General features: G+C 71.9%; 24 protein-coding genes. 15 read left to right on the forward strand and 9 right to left on the reverse strand.

From position 1 onward, the window contains the following. From ACH45N_RS07070 to ACH45N_RS07080, 3 genes are all read left to right on the forward strand, one after another. Positions 1 to 524: hypothetical protein (locus ACH45N_RS07070; RefSeq protein WP_397392479.1), on the forward strand; the 524-nt coding region annotated here is incomplete at its 5' end. Further along, positions 521 to 1,057 (forward strand): hypothetical protein, encoded by a 537-nt coding sequence (locus tag ACH45N_RS07075; protein WP_397392481.1) that lies wholly within the window; start codon positions 521 to 523, stop codon positions 1,055 to 1,057. The genes ACH45N_RS07070 and ACH45N_RS07075, both read left to right, overlap by 4 nt. A gap of 67 nt (positions 1,058 to 1,124) precedes the next feature. Next, the gene (locus tag ACH45N_RS07080) at positions 1,125 to 1,418 is read left to right on the forward strand and encodes a hypothetical protein (RefSeq protein WP_397392483.1); all 294 of its coding nucleotides are present in this window, start codon (positions 1,125 to 1,127) and stop codon (positions 1,416 to 1,418) included. 16 nt (positions 1,419 to 1,434) lie between these two features. Here ACH45N_RS07080 and ACH45N_RS07085 read toward each other — a convergent pair whose 3' ends face one another. From ACH45N_RS07085 to ACH45N_RS07100, 4 genes are all read right to left on the reverse strand, one after another. Then, positions 1,435 to 1,800 (reverse strand): nuclear transport factor 2 family protein, encoded by a 366-nt coding sequence (locus tag ACH45N_RS07085; RefSeq protein WP_397392485.1) that lies wholly within the window; start codon positions 1,798 to 1,800, stop codon positions 1,435 to 1,437. Between the two features lie 128 nt (positions 1,801 to 1,928). Continuing rightward, positions 1,929 to 3,611 (reverse strand): discoidin domain-containing protein, encoded by a 1,683-nt coding sequence (locus tag ACH45N_RS07090; protein ID WP_397392487.1) that lies wholly within the window; start codon positions 3,609 to 3,611, stop codon positions 1,929 to 1,931. Between the two features lie 246 nt (positions 3,612 to 3,857). Next, positions 3,858 to 5,147, reverse strand: a complete 1,290-nt coding sequence (locus tag ACH45N_RS07095) for an endo-1,4-beta-xylanase (protein ID WP_397392489.1) — start codon at positions 5,145 to 5,147, stop codon at positions 3,858 to 3,860. 83 nt (positions 5,148 to 5,230) lie between these two features. Continuing rightward, positions 5,231 to 6,346, reverse strand: coding sequence for a LacI family DNA-binding transcriptional regulator (locus ACH45N_RS07100; RefSeq protein WP_397392491.1), 1,116 nt, complete (start codon positions 6,344 to 6,346; stop codon positions 5,231 to 5,233). A 93-nt stretch (positions 6,347 to 6,439) separates the two neighbouring features. On the opposite strand from ACH45N_RS07100, the gene ACH45N_RS07105 reads away from it, so the two are divergent. The 11 genes from ACH45N_RS07105 to chrA all read left to right on the forward strand — a co-directional run bounded on the left by ACH45N_RS07105 (position 6,440) and on the right by chrA (position 15,808). Further along, complete coding sequence (locus ACH45N_RS07105; protein ID WP_397392493.1) at positions 6,440 to 7,831, forward strand: extracellular solute-binding protein; 1,392 nt, start codon at positions 6,440 to 6,442, stop codon at positions 7,829 to 7,831. A gap of 109 nt (positions 7,832 to 7,940) precedes the next feature. Next, positions 7,941 to 8,888, forward strand: a complete 948-nt coding sequence (locus ACH45N_RS07110; protein WP_397392495.1) for a carbohydrate ABC transporter permease — start codon at positions 7,941 to 7,943, stop codon at positions 8,886 to 8,888. A gap of 2 nt (positions 8,889 to 8,890) precedes the next feature. Next, positions 8,891 to 9,679, forward strand: coding sequence for a carbohydrate ABC transporter permease (locus tag ACH45N_RS07115; RefSeq protein WP_397392497.1), 789 nt, complete (start codon positions 8,891 to 8,893; stop codon positions 9,677 to 9,679). Positions 9,680 to 9,726: 47 nt separating this feature from the next. Then, positions 9,727 to 10,470, forward strand: coding sequence for an SDR family oxidoreductase (locus ACH45N_RS07120; RefSeq protein WP_397392499.1), 744 nt, complete (start codon positions 9,727 to 9,729; stop codon positions 10,468 to 10,470). A gap of 60 nt (positions 10,471 to 10,530) precedes the next feature. Further along, positions 10,531 to 11,604, forward strand: a complete 1,074-nt coding sequence (locus ACH45N_RS07125; protein ID WP_397392501.1) for a Gfo/Idh/MocA family protein — start codon at positions 10,531 to 10,533, stop codon at positions 11,602 to 11,604. Next, positions 11,601 to 12,053 carry a VOC family protein gene (locus tag ACH45N_RS07130; protein ID WP_397392503.1) on the forward strand — a complete coding sequence of 151 codons (453 nt, stop codon included), beginning with the start codon at positions 11,601 to 11,603 and terminating at the stop codon, positions 12,051 to 12,053. Before ACH45N_RS07125 ends, ACH45N_RS07130 begins: the two co-directional genes overlap by 4 nt. Beyond that, on the forward strand, positions 12,053 to 12,904 hold the full coding sequence (locus ACH45N_RS07135) for an amidohydrolase family protein (protein WP_397392505.1): 852 nt from the start codon (positions 12,053 to 12,055) through the stop codon (positions 12,902 to 12,904). Before ACH45N_RS07130 ends, ACH45N_RS07135 begins: the two co-directional genes overlap by 1 nt. 114 nt (positions 12,905 to 13,018) lie before the next feature. Continuing rightward, positions 13,019 to 13,396, forward strand: a complete 378-nt coding sequence (locus ACH45N_RS07140) for a DUF4259 domain-containing protein (protein ID WP_397392507.1) — start codon at positions 13,019 to 13,021, stop codon at positions 13,394 to 13,396. Between the two features lie 44 nt (positions 13,397 to 13,440). Further along, positions 13,441 to 13,962 carry a Chromate resistance protein ChrB gene (locus tag ACH45N_RS07145; protein ID WP_397392509.1) on the forward strand — a complete coding sequence of 174 codons (522 nt, stop codon included), beginning with the start codon at positions 13,441 to 13,443 and terminating at the stop codon, positions 13,960 to 13,962. Beyond that, the gene (locus ACH45N_RS07150; RefSeq protein WP_397392511.1) at positions 13,959 to 14,390 is read left to right on the forward strand and encodes a chromate resistance protein ChrB domain-containing protein; all 432 of its coding nucleotides are present in this window, start codon (positions 13,959 to 13,961) and stop codon (positions 14,388 to 14,390) included. The genes ACH45N_RS07145 and ACH45N_RS07150 overlap by 4 nt, the downstream gene beginning before the upstream one ends. A gap of 29 nt (positions 14,391 to 14,419) precedes the next feature. Further along, positions 14,420 to 15,808, forward strand: a complete 1,389-nt coding sequence (chrA, locus tag ACH45N_RS07155; protein WP_397392513.1) for a chromate efflux transporter — start codon at positions 14,420 to 14,422, stop codon at positions 15,806 to 15,808. 36 nt (positions 15,809 to 15,844) lie between these two features. On the opposite strand, the gene ACH45N_RS07160 is transcribed toward chrA, so the two are convergent. After that, a complete protein-coding gene (locus tag ACH45N_RS07160) occupies positions 15,845 to 16,222 on the reverse strand; it encodes an ArsR/SmtB family transcription factor (RefSeq protein WP_397392515.1) in 378 nt (125 codons plus the stop codon). A gap of 86 nt (positions 16,223 to 16,308) precedes the next feature. On the opposite strand from ACH45N_RS07160, the gene ACH45N_RS07165 reads away from it, so the two are divergent. Continuing rightward, a complete protein-coding gene (locus tag ACH45N_RS07165) occupies positions 16,309 to 17,823 on the forward strand; it encodes an FAD-dependent oxidoreductase (RefSeq protein ID WP_397392517.1) in 1,515 nt (504 codons plus the stop codon). A gap of 70 nt (positions 17,824 to 17,893) precedes the next feature. On the opposite strand, the gene ACH45N_RS07170 is transcribed toward ACH45N_RS07165, so the two are convergent. The 4 genes from ACH45N_RS07170 to ACH45N_RS07185 form a co-directional block, all read right to left on the reverse strand. Beyond that, positions 17,894 to 19,579 carry an FAD-dependent oxidoreductase gene (locus ACH45N_RS07170; protein ID WP_397392519.1) on the reverse strand — a complete coding sequence of 562 codons (1,686 nt, stop codon included), beginning with the start codon at positions 19,577 to 19,579 and terminating at the stop codon, positions 17,894 to 17,896. Beyond that, positions 19,576 to 20,298 carry an aquaporin gene (locus tag ACH45N_RS07175; protein WP_397393815.1) on the reverse strand — a complete coding sequence of 241 codons (723 nt, stop codon included), beginning with the start codon at positions 20,296 to 20,298 and terminating at the stop codon, positions 19,576 to 19,578. Before ACH45N_RS07175 ends, ACH45N_RS07170 begins: the two co-directional genes overlap by 4 nt. A gap of 77 nt (positions 20,299 to 20,375) precedes the next feature. After that, positions 20,376 to 20,801, reverse strand: coding sequence for an arsenate reductase ArsC (locus ACH45N_RS07180; protein WP_397392521.1), 426 nt, complete (start codon positions 20,799 to 20,801; stop codon positions 20,376 to 20,378). Between the two features lie 26 nt (positions 20,802 to 20,827). Next, a complete protein-coding gene (locus tag ACH45N_RS07185; protein WP_397392523.1) occupies positions 20,828 to 21,856 on the reverse strand; it encodes a metalloregulator ArsR/SmtB family transcription factor in 1,029 nt (342 codons plus the stop codon). Between the last annotated feature and the right edge of the window lie 29 nt (positions 21,857 to 21,885).

Genomic DNA, 21,885 nt, shown 5'->3' on the forward strand with positions numbered 1-21,885 from the left:
CGGTGCAGAGGCAAGATCTGCAAGTGCCTGACCTGCGGTGGGTCGAAGTCAAAGAGTTCTTCGACCCCGATCTGATGGGTGCGTTGCCGGACTTGCTCGTACCCGGCGCGTCGGTAGAGGACTGGCAGGCCGTCCTCGACCTCATCGACGAGCGGGGTTGGAAGCACCAGTACTCTGACGGGCAAGGGGTAATTCCGGTGCCGCGGTCGGAAATCGTCCTGTCGCGTGCGTCGGATGACGTGAGCCCAGAGCTGCAGGTCTGGTTCGCCGCCGACGCATTGGCGATCTTCCGCTTCCACTCGGCGGACGAGATCGACTTTGATGTCGATCTGCGGGAGCTTCAGGGGCAGGACCGCCTCGACCTGTTCTGCGAGTTTCTCTCCGCGATAGGACGGAAGGTGGCGAAACCAGTGCTGATGAGCTCTGAAGGCGGAGACTGGCACCATCCTCTACTCGGCTTCGATGTCGAGAGCGATCGGGTAGTGCTGTTGGCGGAGCCGTTCAAGAACACGGTCAGGACATGATCGACAAGATCCAGCGCCGTGCGCGTTCGCGGCTGGTCATGATCAGCGGCCCGATCGCGTCCGGGAAGAGCACACTGGCCGGCGAAGTGGTTCGGCTGTTACGGCTGGAAGGCTTCTCTGTGGCGCTCACCGACCTCGACACCGTCGCGGAGATGGCGCTACCGACGCTTCCGGACTGGGACTGGGCGCATGGGATCCATGCACAGCTGGTCGGCACCTGGCTGACGACTGATATCGACATCGTGGTCGACGAAGGCACGTCCAACCCGACCGAAGTGCAACAGGTCCTTGACCAGGTGCCTGAGGGCACCGATGTTCTCCACGTCGTGCTGACGGCTGACTTCGACGCTTCTCTCGCCCGGGCGAGAGCAGATTCCGGACGCGGGGTGAGTAAGGATCCAGGGTTCCTCCGCGCTGAGCACGAGGCCTACTCGCATCATGTGGCGCACCTGCCGGGCGGCCTACGCCTGCACGTCGAGGGTCAGGAACCCGCGGGGTTGGCGCGCCAGGTGATCAACAGCCTTCTGCCATGAAGACATCGCACGCGGCGAGAGGTCGCGGGGCGCCGCACCGAAACCACGCGCCCCATAGGCTGTCCCGATGGCAAGAGTGCGGGCTACCGCCGTCAGATGGGAGTCAGACGACTTTCCCGGATTCATCGAGGCCTCCGTCCGCGATGCCGGCGGCGAGGACCACCGCATCATCGACAAAGTTGCCGTTCTCACGACGCTGGACATCACCCCCGGGTCGACTCTTCCCCTTGAGCTCTGGATCGAAGCAGATATCGAACTCGTCGAGGCCAAAGGGGTTCAGGTGACGTTCAAACATGGAGTCCGGACGGTGAATGGCTTGGGAAAGCTGGTTGTCTCGGCTGATGACGTGACAACCGATTGACCCCCGTTCGCCCCGGTCAGGCCGCCTCCGCCGCCGGCGCAAGCGTCGCCGCCAGCACCCGCCACCCCTCGTCCGAACGCACCCAGAGCCGCGTGTAGACCAACCGCGCGGAGACCGCGACGCCGCCCTGCATCGCATCCACGGCGGCGACCAGCCTGGTCGCCCCGCTCACGGCGTCCTCCTGGACGTCCAGCGCCTCCTCCTCCAGGTGCGTGATCCGCAGCGCACCCGAGCGGTAGCTCTCCAGGTCGTCCTCCTTGGAGAACACCGACCCGTCCGGGCCGGCGCCGACGCACCGAGGATGAAGCAGCGCGTCCAGCGCGTCGACGTCGCCGGCCCGCTGGGCGGCCTGGAGCGCGTGCTCTGCGGCAAGAAGGCTCATCGCCCGAGTCTAGGCACCGGGACCGGACGATTGCGGGCATATCTCCCGCAAGCGAAATCGCGACAGCCACGCCGCCGAGGGCCGGGCCGCGCCTCGAAGAGCGCGCCCCGACCCCAGGCGAGAACCGATCAGTGCCCGGCGTTCACCCTCTCCAGCGCCTCCTTGTACCCCCGCAGCTCCCGCCACGTCGAGTCCTCGTCAAGCCGCGCGGTCTCTGCGGCAACCAGCAGATCGCCGACCGTGCCGCCCCCGCGAACCCGGTCCGACAGGGCGACCGAACCCGCCGCGACGTTGAGCCACGCTCCGAGCAGCTGCCGGTCGAACGCGTCGACCCGCTCGTCGTGGTGGCGCGCCCACAGCACCTGCACGGCGTCGTCCAGCGTGGTCAGGTCGACCACCTCGTCGAACACGTCGCTCCGCGCGCGGGTGGCCGACAGGAAGCACTCCAGCTCGTCGGTCGTGTGGTCCGGGTTCCTGACCTGCCGGTACTCCGACGTCCAGTACCCGGCGTCGCGGGTCTCGGGCTCCGGCGTCGGCTCCGCGCCGGCCGGCGTGCCGTAGACCTCCAGCTCGTAGAGCGAGAAGCCCCACTGCGTCGCGCGTTCGGTTGCGTACAGGCGCACATGCCGGCCGGTGCCCGAGAGGTCGATCTCGTCGAAGAAGCCGTCACCGTCGGCGACGGTGTGCACCGTGGTCCAGGTCTCGCCGTCCGGCGAGGTCTGGATCTCGTAGCCCGACGCGTACGCCGTCTCCCAGTCGATCACGACGCGGCTGAGGTCGTACTCGGCCCCGAGGTCCACCGCGATCCACTCCGGCTCGCTCCACTGGCTGCCCCACCGGGTGCCGGCGTTGCCGTCCACCGCCTTGTCGCCGGTGCGCGTCGGGTCGTCGATGCTGGACGTGGTGACCGGGCGCCCCAGCGCCAGCGACGGACCGTCGTCCGGTTCGCAGACGTCGCCCCCGCCGTCGGCCAGGTAGCAGCGCAGGTACCGGTAGGACTCCGCGGACGTCTCGAACGACGGCGCGTTGTCCCACTCGTAGGTGTAGTACTCCACGTACGGCTCGGACGCGGCGATGATCGCGGGCAGGTCGATGTCTCCGCTGCCCAGGGCGACCTGCCGCATGTCGCCCTCGGCGTTGACGTTCACGGCGTCCTTGACGTGCAGGAGCTCGATGCGGTCCCCGTACTCCTCGATCCACGCCGGGACGTCGATGCCGGCGTCCGCGGCCCAGCCGACGTCGAGCTCGAACGTCACGTAGCGCGGGTCGGTGTTCTCCTCGATGACCTGCCAGGCGCTGACCGTCTCACCCGTCTCCGGGTCCGCGTAGCGCGTGGTGAACTCGCTCTGGTGGTTGTGCAGCACGATCTTGCCCGCGCCGTGCTCGTGCGCGTACTGGCCGAGCTCGTTGACGTACGCCGCGGTCGCGACCGCTTCCTCGTAGGTGCCGTAGTTGCCGGCCATCCCGCCGGTCCCGATGTAGTCCTGGCCCAGGGCGACGGCGTAGTCGACCGTGGCGGGCCACGTGCCCCGGTCCGTGCTGCCGTGGCTCGAGGACACCTCGAGGCCGTACCTGTCGAGGATCGCCTTGTAGTCGTCGACCGGCATCGAGTAGGGCTGGTTGAACGGCTCGACGTTGGTGAAGCCCGCGTTCGCCACCTCCCCGAGCACGCGGTCGATCGTCTCCGGGCTCGGTGTGCCGGACCCGAGCTCGCCGACATGGGTGTACAGCTGGATGGAGATCTTGGAGTCGGGCAGCCCGTCGCCCTCTCCACACTCCTGGGCTGCCGTGGTGGTCGGCGTAGAAGCCACGAGGGTGGAAGGAGCGGCGACGGCCGGGGCCCCGGCGAGTGCGCCCGCGAGGAGCGCACCGCCCGTCAGGGCCGTTGTGAGGCGGCGCGCACGACGCGAATCTAGCGAGATTTGCATGGATGCTCCGATTGACGACTTTGTCGGTTGATAGCGACGACCATGCGACTTCTGCCGCTATACGTGCAAAAGTAGGATGCTGGTCGGCCAATGTCCGTGTCAAGGGTGGAGCGAGTCCAGGCGTCCAGGTCAGAGGGCGATCGACAGCTCCTGGTCGCCGGCGGCCAGTGCGAGGTCGGCCCTGCGGCCGTCCGTGCTGAGCCGGAAGTCTCCCGCGAAGGCGTCGATCTCGATCCGGCCGCGCTCGTCGGTGCGCGCCGTCGTCGGCGGCAGCCACCACGCGCCCTTGATCAGGCCCTTGAGCGCCTCGTACGCGGGCTTGGGCGTGTGGTCGGCGCGGACGAGCCCGCACGGCGCGCCCAGCCAGGCACCTTCGTCGGTGAGCCCCCAGTAGTTGACGGCCTGGACGGCGGGGTGCGCGACGAGCTGGCTGTAGTGGCGCACGATCTCGTCGGCCTGCCTGGCCTCGCCCTCGGGGGTCGACGGCCAGTGGTCGACGACGTAGTCGTTGAGGTCGGTGATCTCGGCCGGCATGGGGTCGCCGGACAGCAGCGTGTTCTCGGTGAGGTGCAGCGGCAGCCCGAAGCGGCTGAACCGGTCGAGCACGTCGGCGAAGTACTCCTCGCCGCGGTAGCCCTGGTGCATGTGCGACTGCAGCCCGATCGCGTCGATCCGGATCCCGGCCGCCAGCACCTCCTCGACGAGCCGCTCGTAGTCGGCCGAGAGGTTGAAGTCGTTGAGCACGAGCGAGACCGGCCGGTCCGCGTCCCGGGCGGCCTCCCGGGCGGTGTCGACCGCGAGCCCCACCATGCCGACCCGGCCGAGCCGCTGCGCCAGGCGTGTGACCGCGTTGTCCTCCCGGTCGAACACCGGCATGATCACCACCTCGTTGATGGCGTCCCACGTGGGCACGACGTCGCCGAGCGTGGACACCTCGCGGGTGATCCGGTGCCGGATCTCGTGCTCGACCTCCTCGTCGGAGAGGTCGAGGAGCCAGGTGGGCGCCAGCGTGTGCCACAGCAGGGGGTGGCCCTTGACGGCGACGCCGTGCTCGGCGAACCACTCCGCGGTGCGGCGCAGCCGCTCGGTCTCGGGCGCGCCGCGCACCGGCTCGAACCCGCGCCAGTAGAACGGCAGCGTCACCTGGTTGAACAGGTCGAACCAGAGTGGTGCGACCGCGCGCGCCGCCTCGACCGACGCCCCGCCGAACGGCGAGGAGGGCGGCGTCGTGCCGAGGTCGTTGGCCAGGTCGACGAAGTCGAAGCCGATGTTGCCGAACAGGAACGCGTGCCCCGTCTGCTCGACACGGACCTCCTGCCCTGCCAAGGGTCGGCCCGCACCGTCGGTGACCGTGACGGTGGCCCGGGTGTGCCGGTGGGAGTTGCGGGGATCGGCGGTGATCGCGACGCGATGGTTCATGGAAAGTTTCCTTAACGGGAGTTCAGTGTTGTGGGCGGGCTTCGCGCGGCGTCAGTGCCGCGGGGTGTCGTTGCCGCGCGGCGTCAGTGCCGCGGGGCTGCCGTAGAGCGGCGCTCGACGAGCGACGTCGCCAGCTCGGTGCGCAGGGCCGGCCGCAGCTCGTTGCGGGACATCTCGATGACGATCCGCGCCGCCTCGCGGCCCATCTCGAGCAGGGGCTGGCGCACGGTGGTCAGGTGCGGCGTGACCCACTGGCAGAGCTCGACGTCGTCGAACCCGACGACGGACACGTCCGCCGGCACCGAGAGCCCGAGCTCCTCGGCGGCGAGGTAGACGCCGTAGGCCTGCTCGTCCGAGCCGGAGACGACGGCGGTCGGGCGGTCCGGGAGCGACAGCAGCTCGCGGCCGTGCTCGCGGCCGCCGCCGACCAGCGAGTCGCCGTGCCGGACCAGCGCCTCGTCGACGGGCAGGCCGTGCCGCTGCAGCGCGCTGCGGTACCCGTCGAGACGGTCGCGGTGCGCCTCCTCGTCCATCGGGCCGGTGATCACGGCGATCCGGGTGTGGCCCAGGGCGATGAGGTGCTCCGTCGCGTCGCGCCCGCCGGCCCAGTTCGTGGCGGCGACCGTCGGGAGCGACGGGGGAGCGGCGCCTATCGGGTCCACGAGCACCACGGGCACGCGCAAGCGGGACAGCTCGGACTCGACCGACTCCTGCACGTGCGCCGCCACCAGGACGACGCCCTCCGAGCCGCGCTCGGCGAGGTGGTCGACCCAGGCCGCCGTGCCGAACGAGTCGCCGCTGGAGGTGGTGAGCACCAGGTCGAGGCCGAGCCGGGCGGCCTCCGTCTGGGCGCCGCGCAGCAGCGTCGTGGCCCACTGGGTGTCGAGGGTCTCGATCACGAAGTCGACGAGCCCGCTCCCGGCGCCGGGGTGCGGGCGGCGCTGCTCGTAGCCCCGCTCGGCGAGCACCTCCTCCACCTGGCGGCGCGTGGCCGCGGAGACTCCCGGGCGCCCGTTGAGGACCTTCGAGACCGTGGGCGCCGAGACCCCGGCGGCCTCGGCGACCTCGGCGATGGTGACGCCGCCGCGCCGCTCCCTCTTCCCCGCGCCGGCCTCGGGCCTCGTGGCCGTCCCTGTCATCTCGCGCCCTTCCTCGGTGTCGAACAGCGTGCACGACGGGTGTTGACGCCGTCGTGGCACGGACTCTATCGTACCGACAAGCGAAAGTATTAAAGAAACTTTCGCGCCTCGCTGAGACCGCAGCGGTCGCGAGGACGAGGAAAGGATGCAGAGATGCAGACGTCGAAGAAGACGTTGTCCGGCCGTCGTGTCGGTGCTGTCGCGGCGGTGGCCACGGCGAGCCTCCTCCTGGCGGCGTGCACCCCGAGCGCGATGGGCGGCCAGAGCGGAGCCGTGAGCGGTGACGCGACCAAGGGCAGCATCACCTGGTGGGGCTGGACGCCCGACGCGAACAACGCGGAGAAGCTGATCGCGGCCTTCAACGAGGAGTACCCCGACATCGAGGTCGAGTTCGTCTCGAAGCCGATCGACAGCTACGACTCGGTGCTGTCGCCGGCGATCACGTCGTCGGACGGCCCGGACGTGTTCAACGTCGCGCCGGGCTCGGCGAACGGCGGCGTCGACACGTTCGGGCCGGGGGCGATCGACCTCACCCCGGCGGTCGAGAAGGCGCTCGGCCCCGACTGGGCGACCAAGGTCTCCGGGCTCGGCGTCAGCGGCCTGACCGTGGACGACAAGCTGGTCGGGCTGTCCGCCGGCGCCGTCTACTCCGGCAACCTGTGGATCAACCAGGGGATCTTCGACGAGTACGGCCTCGAGCCGCCGACCGACCTCGCCTCCTGGAAGCAGGTGTGCGACACCCTCGAGGCGGCCGGCGAGGGCTGCTTCGTCCAGGGCGCCGGGCAGTGGGCGTTCGACATGGACACCTTCGAGGCCATCGTCGAGAACATCGAGCCCGGGCTGTACCAGAAGGCCTCGCTCGGGGAGGCGTCGTACACCGAGGGCGACTCCGGCCAGAAGTTCACGCAGGCGATGGAGACCTGGAAGTCGCTGTTCGACGAGGGGATCATGCAGGACGGCGCCGTCGGCCTGCAGCAGTACCCCGACGCGAACAACGAGTTCATGCAGGGCAAGTACGCCATGATCATGATGGGCTCCTGGTACACCCAGTACGCCGTCAAGGACTCGATGGTCACGGCCATGGAGGCCGCGGGCGTCTCCGACCCGGACCCCATCACGCTCGTCCCCGTGGACTTCCCCGACCTCGCCGGGACCGGCCAGGTGGGCAACATGTTCGGTGACGCGGACTACGGCCTCGCCGTCTCCGGCCGCTCGGACAACCAGGCCGCGGCCACCACGTTCGTCACCTGGCTCTCCACGTCGCAGGCCGGCCAGCAGGCCGTGGCGAACACGCTGAACAACATCCCCGCCCTGCAGGGCGTCACCCCCGACTGGGACCAGATCGACCTCGTGGACCCGGCCGCGCAGGCGGACGTGCTGTCCGCCTACAGCGAGCGGGCCGCGGCGGCCACGCAGCCGCGCTTCGCGTCCGTCAGCTCCGAGCTCAACACGGCCTTCCGCGACGCGCTGGTCGGCGTCGCGAGCGGGGACGTGTCGATCCCGGACGCGCTCCAGACCCTCCAGGGCGTCGTCGACGCGGAGTGAACGACCGGGGTGGGCCGGCCGACCCCTTGCGGTCGGCCCACCCCTTCCTCCCGGCACGAGCCGCCCGGCGCGGCGTCGTCCCACCCTCAACCCACCCGAAGGACAAGTGATGAGCCTCAGCGCAACGCTGCCTGACGCCGCGACACCCACCGGGCGCGCGCCCGCCGCGCGACCCCGCCGCCACGGGCTGAAGCCGACGGCCAACGGTCTGCCGTGGATCCTGCCCGCGGTCGTCGTGGTGGTCGGGCTGATCTACTTCTCGATCGGTTACACCGGCTACGTCTCCACCCTCGACTGGAACGGCTTCATCCTCACGGAGCCCACGTTCCTGGGGCTCGCGAACTTCTCCGAGATGTTCGGCGACCCGGTCTTCTGGAAGGCGCTGGAGCACACTGCCGTCTTCTACGTGGTCACGTTCACCGTGCAGACGGCGCTCGGCTTCACGTTCGCGGCGCTCATGCACTCCCAGGTCCACCTGCGCGGCGTGTACAAGGTCGTGATCTTCGTGCCGACCGTGCTCGCCCCCGCCACGATGGCGCCCGTGTTCCGCCAGATCTTCGACGCGGACGGTCAGCTCAACACGTTCCTGCGGGCCGTCGGGCTCGACGGTCTCGCGCAGACCTGGCTGGCCGGCGGCACCACCGCGATGGCCGTGGTCATGCTCGCCACCATCTGGCAGTGGACCGGCCTGACGTTCATCCTCTTCTACGCCGCCATGAGCCAGATCGACACCGAGGTGCTCGAGGCGGCCCGGGTGGACGGCGCCGGCAACCTTCGGACGCTGTGGTCGATCGTGTGGCCGATGTGCCGGGGCACCACCGTCGCGCTCGCCACCCTCGGCCTCATCGGGGCCCTGAAGACGTTCGACTGGCCGTACCTGATCACCAAGGGCGGCCCCAACTACGCGACCGAGTTCCTGGGCACGTACATCTACCACACGATGCTGTCGGAGAAGCGGTTCGGCTACGCCGCCGCGATCTCGGTCGCCCTCCTCGTCCTCGCCCTCGCCTGCGGCGTCTTCATGTCGCTGCGCAACCGCCACGAGGGAAGGGCCTGACCATGCTCGTGACACGTACACGCACGTCGAGGATCGTCATCCAGGTCGTCGTGACCCTGCTGGCGCTGCCGTTCCTGGCGCCGCTGGTGGCGATGGTCCAGGGGTCGCTCGGCGGCCTGGGCCTCGGCAACTACGTCAAGGTCTGGGAGACGGGCGTCCTGCCCACCTACCTGCTCAACTCCGTGCTGATCTCCGTCTTCGCGATCCTCATCGTCTACGCCTGCACCATGCTCGCCGGGTTCGGGTTCTCCAAGCTGCGCATCGCGGGCAAGGAGGTCTGGTTCTGGGCCCTGCTCCTGGCGCTGACCATGCCCGAGGCGGTGCTGCTGACGCCGCTGTTCGTCACCGCGTCGGCCTTCGACATGTACAACCAGCTCGTCGCGGTGATCCTGCCGGTCGCGGCGCTGCAGATCCCGTTCACGGTGCTGCTGGCCCGCAACTTCTACGACGGCATCCCCTCGGAGATCATGGAGGCCGCCCGCGTCGACGGCGCCAACATCTGGCAGGTCTTCTGGCAGGTCGTCCTGCCCCTGACCCGCCCGATCGCCGCCGCGATCGTCGTCCTGACGCTCATCTCCGCGTGGAACGCGTACCTGCTGCCGATGCTCATGCTCAACGACCCCGGCCGGCAGGTCCTGACGCTGCTCCCGTCGTACTTCGTCAGCCAGTACACGAACGACCAGACCGGGGTGCTCGCCGCGGCGGTCATCGCCGCGATCCCCATGCTCGTCGCCTACCTCGCGCTCCAGAAGTACTTCGAGCGCGGCCTCGCGGCGGGCGCGCTCAAGTGAACAGCGCTCAGGCGAACAGCGCTCCAGCGAACACGGAGGGAACCCCCATGGGGCTGCTCGAAGGACGGCTCGCCGTCGTCACCGCGGGGACGGCCGGCATCGGCCTGGCCGTCGCGACCCGCTTCGTCGCGGAGGGCGCGACGGTCGTGGTGACCTCGCCGTCGGCGGCCTCGGTCGACGCGGCGGTCGCCCGGCTCGGGCCGCGGGCGGTCGGCGTCGTGGGCGACGCGTCCAGCGTCACCGACCTGGAGCGGCTGGCGGACGCCGTCGGCCGGCTCGGGCGGAAGGTCGACGTGCTGCACGTCAACGCGGGCCGCGACGTCGAGCCCACTCCGGTGAGCGAGCTGACGCCCGAGCAGTTCGACGCCGTCGTGGGGCTGACCTTCCGGGGCGCACTCTTCACGGTGCGAGCGCTGGCCGGGCACCTGGCCGACGGCGCGTCGATCGTGCTGACGTCGTCGATCGCCGGCACGAACGGCGGCCCCGGCCACGCCGTCTACAACGCGAGCAAGGCGGCCGTGCGCTCGCTGGCCCGCACCCTGACGGCCGAGCTCGGCCACCGCGGGATCCGGGCGAACGCCGTGAGCCCGGGTCCGACCCGGACCGCCGCCTTCGACGCGTTCACCGGCGGGTCGGACGCCGTCGAGGCGGCGGTCGTCGCGCAGATCCCGTTGCGCCGTGTCGGGCGTCCGGAGGAGGTCGCGGCCGCCGTGTGCTTCCTCGCGAGCGACGAGTCGAGCTTCGTCGCGGGCACGGAGCTGACCGTCGACGGCGGCATGAGCCAGGTCTGACCCCGGACCCGACCCGGGCCGATCGACACACCAGACGTTTTCACCGAGAGGACAGCACGAATGAGCAACCCCGTACGTTTCGCCGTCATCGGCAGCGGGTGGCGCGCACGGTTCCACCTGCGCGTGGCCGCCGCCGACCCCACCCGGCTCGAGGCGGTCGCCGTCATGGCGCGCGACCAGGCGAAGGCCGACGCGATCGGCGCCCGCCACGGCGTGCCCGGCGTCACCACGATCGACGACCTCCTCGCCCACGAGCCGGAGTTCGTGGTCGCCGACGTCTCGTGGCCCGCCATGCCCGGCATCATCAAGGAGCTGAGCGCGCGTGGCGTCCGGGTGCTGGCCGAGACCCCGCCCGCTCCCGACCTGGCCGGCCTGCGCGACCTGTGGACCACCGTCAAGGACGAGTCCCTCGTCCAGGTGGCCGAGCAGTACGTGCTGATGCCCGGCCACGCCGCGCGGCTGGCGGTGATCGCCGGCGGCGTCATCGGCACGCCGCAGGCGGTCGAGGTCGCCTCGACGCACCTTTACCACGCGACGTCGCTGATCCGCGCGTTCCTCGCGGTGGGAACCGACCGGGCGGTCGTGTCCGGGCGCTCCTTCGAGACCCGGATGGCCCTGCCGCTCGGCTTCGACGGCTGGAACACCGACCCGCAGCCCGAGGCGCAGACCTCCACCTACGCGACCCTCGACTTCGGCGACGGGCGCGTGGGCGTGTACGACTTCATGAACATGCAGTGGTGGAACCCGCTGCTGGCGCGTCGCGTCGTGGTGCGCGGCACCTTGGGTGAGCTGGTCGACGACACCGTGACCTCGTGGGACGGCCACGACCCCGTCACGTCTCGGATCGAGTACCGCCGGACCGGCGTCGACATGAACCTGGAGGGCAACGAGGTGGTCCACGCCTCGTTCAACGGCACGGTGGTGTGGCGCAACGCCTGGGTCGGGACCCGTCTCTCGGAGGACGACCTGGCCGTCGCCGACCACCTGGTCGCCGTCGGCGTGTGGGCGCGCGGTGAGGCCGAGGGTCCGTACTCGCTCGCCGCCGCCTGCCAGGACCATGCGCTCGGGCTCGCGATCGAGGAGTCGGCCCGCACGCACCAGGACGTCGTCGTCGAGGGCGAGCCGTGGGCATGAGCGCCCCGGTGCCCGTGGCCGGGCTGATCCAGGTGGCGCTCGCCGTCGAGGACATCGAGGCGTCGCTCGACCGGTGGTGCGCCCTGTTCGACATCGAGCGGCCCGAGGTGGTGACGCTGGAGCCCAACCCCGACGAGACCTACCGGGGACAGCCGGCCGGCTACCGGCTGCGGCTCGCCGTCATCACGGTCCCCGGCAGCCAGGTGGTCATCGAGCTCAACGAACCCGACGCCAACCCGTCGACGTTCCGCGAGTTCCTGACGGAGCACGGCGAGGGCGTCCACCACCTCGGCTTCGCCGTCGGCGACGCCCGCGACGCGGTCGTGGCCGGACTCGGGGCGGCGGGCTTCGCCAAGCGCGTCGAGGCCTACTACCCGGGCGGCTCCTGGACCGTCCTGGACACCGAGGCCGCGCTCGGCGTCAACCTCAACATCAAGCCGCACGCCTGATGTTCGTCGACACCCACGTGCACCTCTGGGACCGGCGCGGGCGCGACCTCGGGTACGGGTGGCTGGACGGCGACGACTTCCCCTTCGGGGACCTCGTCGCCGTCCGCACGGCCCGCTTCTCGGTACCCGAGCTGCGGGCGGAGGGGCGCCTGGCAGGGCTCACCAAGGTGGTGCACATGAACGCCGCCTCCACCGCCGCCGACCCCGTCGCGGAGACCGCCTGGCTCCAGCAGCTGTCCGACGCGACGGGCTGGCCCGACGCCGCCGTGGTGACCTGCGACCTCGCCGCTCCCGACGTCGTCGAGCAGCTCGCCCGGCACGCCGCCCACCGCATCTTCCGGGGTGTGCGCGAGATGGGGCCCGTCGCGCGGTTCGCGGACCCCGCCTTCCGGCGCGGCTACGCCGAGCTCGGCCGGGTCGGCGGCCTGTTCTTCCACACCGTCGGCCTGACGGGCACGGCGGCGGCGCTGGACCTCGTGCGCTCGAACCCGGGGACCGTCTTCGTGCTCGACCAGGCGGGCATGCCCCCGGACCGCGGCATCGACACCTTCGAGGCGTGGACGGCCATGCTGCGGGCGCTCGCGGCGGAGCCGAACACGCTCTGCAAGGTCTCCTCGCTCGGCATGGCCGACCCGGTGTGGACCCCGGCGTCGCGCAGGCCGTGGGTGCTCGCGCCGATCGAGGCGTTCGGCGCCGACCGGGTCTTCCTCGGGTCGAACTGGCCGGTCGAGCGGCTGTACTCCAGCTATACCGACGTGGTCGACGCCTTCCGGCACGCGGTCCGGGACCTCGCCCCCGCGGACCGGGACGCCGTGCTGGCGGGCACCGCCGAGCGGGTGTTCAGGATCTAGCGGGGCGTTCCAGGGCGCAGGTCCTGGGCCGCGACCAGGAACGCGGCGCATCGGTAGGCTCCGACCGTCACTCGGCCCGCGGCAAGCGCGGGACGGCGAACGGGAGAGAGATCCATGGGTACCTGGGGTCCGGGAAACTTCGACGACGACACGGCCGCCGACCACCTCTCCCGCCTCTCCGACCAGCTCGTCACCGAGGTGGCGGAGGCGATGTCCGGTGATCCGGTGGGCATCGAGCCCGACGAGTACTGGGGCGTGGCGGTCCCGGCGAACCTCGAGCTGCTGGCGCTGCTCGCCCGCACGAGCTACGTCGGTGTCCTGCTGCCGGAGGTCGCGACGCTCGAAGCCTGGAAGAGCGCCTTCCTGGCGGTCTGGGACGGCGCGATCGACGGGCTCGAACCCTCGGCGGCGTTCAAGGACGCCCGGCGTTCGGTCCTGGTGCGCACGTTCGACGACCTCGTCGAGCTCAGGAAGGCGGAGGACGCCGGCTGACCCGGCCCTTGTCGCTGCGCGTGTAACCGTGGTTACATCAGGAGGTGACGGGTGAGTGGGTGCTCCTGAGCTACCGGCTCCCGCGGGAGCCGTCGGCCCCGCGGGTCGCGCTCTGGCGCCGGCTCAAGCGGCTCGGCGTCGCACAGGTCCTGGACGGGCTGGTGGCCCTGCCCGCGGATGCCCGCACCCGTGAGCAGCTGGACTGGGCGGCCGACGACGTGATCGAGCGCGGCGGTACTGCGCACGTGTGGCTGGCACGACCTGCGTCGGTGGCGCAGGAGCGCGATCTCGCGAGGGCCATGGCAGCCGACCGCGCCGCGGAGTACGTCGAGCTCGAGTCGACCGTGGTCCAGGCGCTGGGCGCGCCACCCGCCGAGCGGCGCAAGGTGGTCGCCAAGGCGCGTCGCGCGATCCGCGAGGTGCGGCGCCGGGACTTCTTTCCGCCCGGGGAGCGCGACCGTGCCCAGGCGGCGCTGAGCCGTCTCGAGCGGTCGCTCGACGAACCGCCAGGGGCCGACGCCGACGCCGCGTCGGCCACCCGAGCGGTCGCGCGAGGTGAGTCATGAGGTGGGCCACGCGCGCCGGCGTGCACATCGACCGCGCCGCGTGCGCCTGGCTGATCGGGCGTTTCGTCGACCCGGACGCCGAGTTCGTGTTCGTGACCGATCCGTCCGAAATCCCCGTCGACGCGACGCCGTTCGACATGCGCGGTGCCGGGCTGGGCCACCACGGGCAGGACTGCAGCTTCGAGACCTTCCTGAGCCGGTACGACCTGGCCGACCCGGTCCTGGCGCGGATCGGCGAGATCGTGCACGAGGCCGACCTGGACGACGGCCGGTACGACGCCCCCGAGGCACCCGGTCTGGACGTCGTCCTGCGCGGGCTGTCGATGATCGGGGACGACGAACGCACCCTGGCCGTCTCCGGACCGGTGTTCGACGGCCTGTACGAGTTCTTCCGACGTTCCTACCTGCTGGGACGTGAACCCTCGTGACCCCACGACCATCCGAGCGCAGGAGAACCATGAGCACCGAGCAGGACGGCGCCGGCCCGCCCGCCGCCACCCCGCGCGACCTGATCCCGTTCCGGACCGCGGTGCGGGCCTGGTTCGCGATCTCCTGGCAGACGTTCGGCGGCCCCGCCGGCCAGATAGCCGTCATGCAGCGCACGCTGGTGGACGAGAAGCGGTGGATCGGGCAGGGCAGGTTCCTGCACGCCCTGAACTACTGCATGCTGCTGCCCGGACCCGAGGCGCAGCAGCTCGCCGTCTACACCGGCTGGCTGCTCAACGGGTGGCGCGGCGGCCTGGTCGCCGGGGGACTGTTCGTGCTGCCCGGGATGCTGGCCCTGCTGCTCCTGTCCGCGGTGTACGTCGCGTTCGGCGACACGACCCTGGTGGCCGGGCTGTTCGCCGGCCTGGCGCCCGCGGTGCTGGCCATCGTGGTCCAGGCCGTGCTCCGGGTCGGCAAGCGCGCCCTGACCAGCCCCGCCCTGATCGTCCTCGCGGTGGGCGCGTTCGTGGCGCTGACGCTGTTCGGTGTGCCGTTCCCGCTGGTCGTCCTCGGCGCCGGGGTGGTCGGCTGGCTGGTGCACCGCCTCGCGCCGTCCTGGATCGCCACGCCGACGTCCGCGGTCGAGGACGACGGCCCCGCGCCCCTCATCCCGGACGACACCCTGCACGCCGAGCGTCCGTCGGGCCGCCGGGCGCTGCGCGTGCTGCTGCTCGGCCTGCTCGCCTGGTCGCTCCCGGTCGCCGCGGTCGCCCTGCTGACCGGCGTCGACAGCGTGTTCACCCAGCAGGGCCTGTTCTTCTCCGGCAGTGCCCTGGTGACGTTCGGCGGGGCGTACGCCGTGCTGGCCTACGTGGCGCAGCAGGCGGTGCAGACCTACGCCTGGGTGACGCCGGGGGAGATGACGCGCGGCCTGGCGCTGGCCGAGACCACGCCGGGTCCGCTGATCATGGTGGTGCAGTTCGTCGCGTTCCTGGGCGCCTACCGCAACCCCGGCGACCTCGACCCCTGGGCCGCGGCGCTGCTCGGCGCGCTGCTGACCACCTGGGTCACGTTCGTGCCGTCGTTCCTGTTCATCTTCCTCGGCGCGCCCTACGTGGAGCGGCTGCGCGGCAACCGCACCCTGTCCGCCGCGCTGACCGCGATCACGGCCGCGGTGGTCGGCGTCATCGCCAACCTGGCGCTGTACTTCACCACCCACACCCTGTTCGCCGACTCCACCACCTGGACCGCCGGGCCCCTGAGCCTCGACGTCCCGGACCTCACCAGTGTGGAACCGGTCGCGCTCGGCGTCGCCGTCCTGGCCGCGCTGCTGCTCTTCGTCGTGCGCTGGTCGGTGCTGCGCACCCTCGGCGTGTGCGCGGTGCTCGGTCTCGCGCTCGGGCTGGCCGGGCTGGTCTGAACGCCCTGGCCGGCCCGGCCAGACCGTCGCCGAGGCTCAGCCGGTCGCCTCCGTGAGCAGCAGCCCGAGCCGGTTCAGTGCGCCCGGCACCACCGAGTAGTAGGCCCACTTGCCGCGCTGCTCGCGCGTGAGCAGGCCGGCGTCGACCATCAGCTTGAGGTGATGGCTCACGGTGGGCTGCGACAGCCCGACGGGCTCGGTGAGGTCGCAGACGCACGCCTCGCCGCCGTCGTGCGCCGCGACGATCGACAGCAGGCGCACCCGGGTGGGGTCACCCAGCGCCTTGAACACCCGGGCCAGCTCGGCGGCGGTCTGCGGGTCCGCCGCCTCGCGAACAAGGGGCGCGCAGCAGGCGCCCGACGCCGTGTCCGGGCTGGTGCGCGACATGTCCGTGAGGGTGAGAGCGGTGGCCATGCGCCCATCTTGCCACGCATTGAAGATTATGGATATGTTGCACACGTCATCCCATCGAGAAACTTCGATCTGAGAAGGAGTGGGTCATGTCCGAGACGTCCCGCGAGAACCTGCCCGTCGTGGTTGTCGGCGCCGGGCCGGTCGGCCTCGCCGCCGCGGCACACCTGCTGGAACGCGGCCTGGAGCCGCTCGTGCTGGAGGCCGGCGGCGGCCCTGGCGCCGCCGTCGCCTCGTGGGGCCACGTGCGCCTCTTCTCCCCGTGGCGGTACGACGTCGACGCCGCCGCCCGCCGTCTGCTGACGGGGACGGGCTGGTTGGAGCCCCACCCGGACGCCCTGCCCACCGGCCGCGACCTGGTGGAGAGCTACCTGGCGCCGCTGGCGGACGCCCTCGGCGACCGCGTCCGCTACGGCGCCCGCGTCACCGACGTCGCCCGGGACGGGGCCGACCGGTCCCGGTCGCTCGGTCGCGAGCGCCGTCCGTACCTCGTGCGGTACACCACCGACGGGCAGGTCCGCGAGACAAGGGCGCGCGCGGTGATCGACGCCTCGGGCACGTACGGCACGCCCAACCCGCTGGGCCTGTCAGGTCTCCCGGCGATCGGCGAGGAGTCGGCGGACGGCCACCTGACCGGCGCCCTGCCCGACGTGCTCGGTGCCGACCGGGATCGCTTCGCCGGGCGCACCGCCCTGGTCGTGGGCATGGGTCACTCGGCTGCGAACACGCTGCTCAGCCTGGTCGAGCTGGCGAAGGACGAGCCCGCTACCCGCATCGTGTGGGCCATCCGCGGCGGGTCGGCACGCCGCCTGTACGGCGGCGGGTCGGACGACGAGCTGCCCGCCCGCGGCCTGCTCGGCACCCGGCTGCGCGACGCGGTCGAGGCCGGGCACGTCGAGCTCCTCACGCGGATGGCGATCGAGCGACTGGAGCCGGCGGCCTCGGGTGTCCGCGTGCTGGGGACGGCGCGTGCGGACGGCGTCGACGCCGCCCTGGACCTGCGCGTGGACACGATCGTCAACGCCACCGGCTTCCGGCCCGACCTGGGCATGCTGCGCGAGGTGCGCCTCGACCTGGACCCCGTGGTCGAGGCACCGCGGCGGATCGCGTCCCTGATCGACCCGAACCTCCACTCCTGCGGCACGGTGCCCGCGCACGGCGAGACGGAGCTGGCCCACCCGGACGACGGGTTCTACCTGGTCGGCATGAAGTCCTACGGCCGGGCGCCGACGTTCCTGCTGGCCACCGGGTACGAGCAGGTGCGGTCCGTGGTGGCCGCGCTGGCGGGGGACCGCGCCGCGGCCGACGCCGTCGAGCTGAACCTGCCGCAGACCGGCGTCTGCTCCTCGGACCTGGCGTTCGCGGCGGACGCGGACGGCGTGGTCTCCCCGGACGCCCTCGCGCTGGCGGGCGGCTCGGGCGGCGGGTGCTGCGCGGCGCCGTCGGGCCCGCAGGCGGTGACGCTCGGCCTGGGCGCCCCCGCCGCGCCGGCGGGCGGTTGCGGTGGGACGGACGAGGCGGCGTCGGGCTGCGGCTCCGCGCCCGAACCGGTCAAGGTCGGGTTCGCGACCGGCGTCGAGCACGGCCGCTCCGGCGACGAGTGAGTCCGCGGTGAACGGCGGGCGCGAGCCCGGGCACGGTGCCCGGGCCCGCGCCCGCCGGCCCCAGCGATGACTACCGGACGCTCGCCCAGGACTGGTAGTTCTTGTTGCCGCCGGAGAGGTTGTAGACCCGTTCGAACCCGAGGTTGCGCAGCACGTTCTGGCCGGCGTTCCCGGTGACGCCCTTGTTGCAGTACGTCACGGTGAGCACGGCCGGGTCCAGCTCGCTCGATCGAGCCCGCAGCTCCGCGAGCGGAATGTGCACGGACCCGTCCACGAAGCCCTTGGCCCGGTCCTTGGCCGAGCGCACGTCAACGACCTGCACCTTCTCGCCGTCCGCTCGGCGCCGGGCCAGCTCGGCCGGAGTGATCAGCGGCGCGCTCCCGTGGATCGCGTTCGTCAGCGCCATTCCCGTGTAGTGCACCGGGTCCTTCGTGGTCGCGTACGTGGGGGAGTAGGCCAGGTCGAGGTGGAACAGGTCGGCGACGTCCGCCCCGTAGGTGATGGCGGTGGCCAGCACGTCGATGCGCTTGTCCGCGCCCGAGGCGCCGATCGCCTGGGCGCCCAGCAGCCGCCCGGAGGCGCGGTCGGCCACAGCCTTGATGAGCAGGGGCTTTCCGCCGAGGTACTCCGGCCGGTCGGGCTTGACGTTGTGCAGCACCTCGACGTCGTACCCGGCCGCCCGGGCCTGGTCCTCGGTGAGTCCTGTCTGGGCCACGGCCACGTCGAAGACCCGGACGATCGAGGTGCCGAGGATGCCGCGGTGCTCCAACGTGCCGCCGGTGATCGCGTCGCCGGTGATGCGGCCCATCTTGTTCGCCGTCGAGCCCAGCGACACCCAGGCCGGCTCGCCGGTGATCAGGTTGAACGACTCGGCGACGTCACCGACCGCCCACACGTGCGGCACGTCCGTGCGCCCCTGAGGGTCGACGGCGATCGCACCGGTCGGCCCGATCGTCACGCCGGCCTGCCGTGCGAGCCCCAGGTCGGGCCGCACGCCCACCGAGACGATCACCAGGTCGGCCGGCACGGACTCGCCGTTCCCGGCCGAGCCGACGCGCACACCGGTCACACCCGTCCCGTCGCCCTCGATCGCGCCGACCCGCGTGGCCAGGCGCAGGTCGACGTCGTTGCGGCGCAGCTCGGCGTCCACGCGTGCCGACATGTCGGCGTCCATCCGGGGCATGGCGTGCTCCAGGGCCTCGACCACCGTCACCGCGATGCCGCGCTCGGTGAGCTGCTCGGTCATCTCCAGCCCGATGTACCCCGCGCCGACCACGACCGCCCGGTGTACCTGACGGGTCTCGACCCAGTCGCGGATCGCCCGGGCGTCCGAGGGGTTGCGCACGGTGAACACGCCGGGCAGGTCGACACCGGGCAGCGGCGGGACCACGCTGCGCACGCCGGTGGCCAGGACCAGCTCGTCGTACGCGTCCTCGGACGTGGCCCCCGTGGCCAGGTCGCGCACCGTGACGGTGCGGGCAGCGGCGTCCACGGCCGTGACCTCGTGACCGGTGCGGACGTCGACGTCGTACCGGTCCTTGAACCACGCCGCGTCGCGGGGAGTGAGCTCGTCGATCGTCTCGACCTCGCCGCCCACGAAGTAGGGCAGGCCGCAGCCGGAGTAGGAGATGTCGTGGTCGCGCTCGTAGATGGTGATCCGGGCGGTCTCGCTGTTGCGCCGCGCCTTGGCGGCGGCCGAGGTGCCCGCAGCCACGGATCCGACGACGACGATCTTGAGGGACGGTGAGGTGCTCACAGGGTTTCCTCTGGTGGACGGGCGGCGGTCGCGCCGCTCTCGATCTGCCGGACGGGCAGTCGTGGGAACAGGGCCGCTGCGATCAGCACGCCGAGCGCACCGCCTACCAGCTGGGCGGCCACGAACGGCAGCACCGAGGGCGGGGCGATACCGGCGAACGTGTCGCTGAACAGACGCCCGACGGTCACGGCGGGGTTGGCGAACGACGTCGAGCTCGTGAACCAGTAGGCCGCGCCGATGTAGGCGCCGACCGTCGCGGGGATCCAGGCGGCCCGCCCGGACCGCTGCAGCCCGAGGATCACCAGCACCAGCCCTGCGGTCGCCACGACCTCGGCCAGCAGGTGCGGCCCGGTCACCCGTTCGGTCGCCGACAACCCCGCCGGGACGCCGAACATCGCGTTCGCCAGCAGCGCGCCGCCCACTGCTCCCGCGACCTGTGCGAGGACGTAGACGCCGCCGTGGCCCGCGCGCACACCGGACCCGTCGCGGCGACCGGTGCACCAGTCCACCCCCGTGACCACCGGGTTGAGGTGCGCTCCGCTGACCGGTCCGAGCACCCCGATCAGCACGGCGAGCCCGAGGGCCGTGGCCAGGCTGTTCTGCAGGAGCTGCAGCCCGACATCGTCCGGCGAGAGGCTCTGCGCCGCGATCCCGGACCCGACCACGATCACCACCAGCAGTCCCGTGCCCAGGGCCTCGGCGAGGGCGCGCCGCCACAGCTCCGGTCGAGCCGGAGCGGCGGGCGCGGCGGGCTCCGGCCCGACCTGCTGGAGTGTGGGCGTCGAGACGTCGTGCGTCACGCGGTGGGCTCCACGCCGAGCTGCGTCAGCAGGCCGCGCACGCGGCGCTCGATCTCGTCGCGGATGGGCCGCACCGCCTCGATGCCCTGGCCGGCCGGGTCGTCGAGCGCCCAGTCCTGGTAGTCCTTGCCGGGGTACCAGGGGCAGGCGTCTCCGCAGCCCATGGTGATGACGACGTCGGAGGCCCGCACGGCCTCGTCCGTCAGCACCTTCGGCTGCTCGGCGCGGAGGTCGATGCCGCGCTCCAGCATGGCCTCGACGGCGGTCGGGTTGATCAGCTGCGCGGGCATGGACCCGGCCGAGCGCACCTCGACCGCACCGCCGGACAGCTCGCGCAGGAACCCCGCGGCCATCTGGGAGCGGCCCGCGTTGTGCACGCAGACGAACAGGGCGGACGGCTTGGTGGTCTCGGTGCTGCTCATGAGTCTCTCCGGCTCTGTGCGGTGGGTCAGGCGGCCTGGGGTGCCAGGTCGGCGAGCAGGGCGCGGACGCGCTCGTCGAGCTCGTCGCGGATCGCGGCGACGCCGGCGGGGGAGGCGAGGGCGGGGTCGCCCACCATCCAGTCCTCGTACCGGGTGCCGGGCAGCACCGGGCAGACGTCGCCGCAGCCCATGGTCACCACGACGTCGGCGGCACGGACGGCGTCGTCGGTCAGCGGCTTGGGGTAGAAGCGGGTCACGTCGTCCACCTCGTCGGCCGCCGCGGCGTCGCCGAGCTCGGCGAGGAGCCCGCGGACGCCGGCGTGCACGTCGGACGCCGGGGCCGAACCGGCGGAGCGGACCACCACCCGGTCGCCCGCGTAGTGCCGCAGCAGGGCGGCCGCGAGCTGGGACCTGCCGGCGTTGGCCACGCAGACGAACAGCACCTGCGGGCGCCGCGCGCCGTCCGCGCCGCTCTCCCGCGCGTGCGCCCGCTCGGCGTCGGCGATCCGCTGGCGGGCGAAGTGCTCGGTGAGCGGCACGAGTTCGCCGGCCTCGCCGCCCCGGCGGGCCAGCGCCACGTACGACTCGCGGACCACCCGCACGCACTCGCCGCGCGGCGTCGCCGGGAACTGCCCGGCCAGCACGGCGGCCAGGCGGTCGAGGTCCGGGTCGACGTCCTCCAGGGCGGCCGGGTGCGCCCGGACCGCCCTGTCGACGGCGGCCGGGGCGAACCGGTCCAGCAGCGTGTGCACCGCGCCGCGGTAGGCCGGCTCGATGCGGTACCAGACCGAGGTGCCGCGCCGGTCCGCGGCGAGCACGCCGACGTCGCGCAGCACCTTGAGGTGGTGGGACACGGTGGGTTGCGACACGTCGGTCAGCGTGGCTAGCTCGCCCGCGGAGAGCTCGTCGTCCGCGCTCGTCGCGAGGGCCGACAGCATGCGCAGCCGCAGCGGCTCGGCCAGGGCCTTCAGCGTGGACGCCACGGCGGTCGCGGCGTCCACGCCGATCGCGTGCGACTCCAGCCCGCGGGAGGCTGACGGCGTGGACGCTGTCATCGCGGCCCTCCTGCTGTATCGATGTGTGT

Origin of the sequence: Promicromonospora sp. NPDC019610 (genome assembly GCF_044389365.1) — a bacterium.
In the GTDB taxonomy this organism is placed as follows: Bacteria; Actinomycetota; Actinomycetes; order Actinomycetales; family Cellulomonadaceae; genus Promicromonospora.

Coding starts and splice junctions, on each gene's coding strand:
- ACH45N_RS07075 (WP_397392481.1), top strand. CDS start 521: ATGATCGACAAGATCCAGCGCCGTGCGCGTTCGCGGCTGGTCATGATC.
- ACH45N_RS07080 (WP_397392483.1), top strand. CDS start 1,125: ATGGCAAGAGTGCGGGCTACCGCCGTCAGATGGGAGTCAGACGACTTT.
- ACH45N_RS07085 (WP_397392485.1), bottom strand. CDS start 1,800: ATGAGCCTTCTTGCCGCAGAGCACGCGCTCCAGGCCGCCCAGCGGGCC.
- ACH45N_RS07095 (WP_397392489.1), bottom strand. CDS start 5,147: ATGAACCATCGCGTCGCGATCACCGCCGATCCCCGCAACTCCCACCGG.
- ACH45N_RS07105 (WP_397392493.1), top strand. CDS start 6,440: ATGCAGACGTCGAAGAAGACGTTGTCCGGCCGTCGTGTCGGTGCTGTC.
- ACH45N_RS07110 (WP_397392495.1), top strand. CDS start 7,941: ATGAGCCTCAGCGCAACGCTGCCTGACGCCGCGACACCCACCGGGCGC.
- ACH45N_RS07115 (WP_397392497.1), top strand. CDS start 8,891: ATGCTCGTGACACGTACACGCACGTCGAGGATCGTCATCCAGGTCGTC.
- ACH45N_RS07120 (WP_397392499.1), top strand. CDS start 9,727: ATGGGGCTGCTCGAAGGACGGCTCGCCGTCGTCACCGCGGGGACGGCC.
- ACH45N_RS07125 (WP_397392501.1), top strand. CDS start 10,531: ATGAGCAACCCCGTACGTTTCGCCGTCATCGGCAGCGGGTGGCGCGCA.
- ACH45N_RS07130 (WP_397392503.1), top strand. CDS start 11,601: ATGAGCGCCCCGGTGCCCGTGGCCGGGCTGATCCAGGTGGCGCTCGCC.
- ACH45N_RS07135 (WP_397392505.1), top strand. CDS start 12,053: ATGTTCGTCGACACCCACGTGCACCTCTGGGACCGGCGCGGGCGCGAC.
- ACH45N_RS07140 (WP_397392507.1), top strand. CDS start 13,019: ATGGGTACCTGGGGTCCGGGAAACTTCGACGACGACACGGCCGCCGAC.
- ACH45N_RS07150 (WP_397392511.1), top strand. CDS start 13,959: ATGAGGTGGGCCACGCGCGCCGGCGTGCACATCGACCGCGCCGCGTGC.
- chrA (WP_397392513.1), top strand. CDS start 14,420: ATGAGCACCGAGCAGGACGGCGCCGGCCCGCCCGCCGCCACCCCGCGC.
- ACH45N_RS07160 (WP_397392515.1), bottom strand. CDS start 16,222: ATGGCCACCGCTCTCACCCTCACGGACATGTCGCGCACCAGCCCGGAC.
- ACH45N_RS07165 (WP_397392517.1), top strand. CDS start 16,309: ATGTCCGAGACGTCCCGCGAGAACCTGCCCGTCGTGGTTGTCGGCGCC.
- ACH45N_RS07180 (WP_397392521.1), bottom strand. CDS start 20,801: ATGAGCAGCACCGAGACCACCAAGCCGTCCGCCCTGTTCGTCTGCGTG.
- ACH45N_RS07185 (WP_397392523.1), bottom strand. CDS start 21,856: ATGACAGCGTCCACGCCGTCAGCCTCCCGCGGGCTGGAGTCGCACGCG.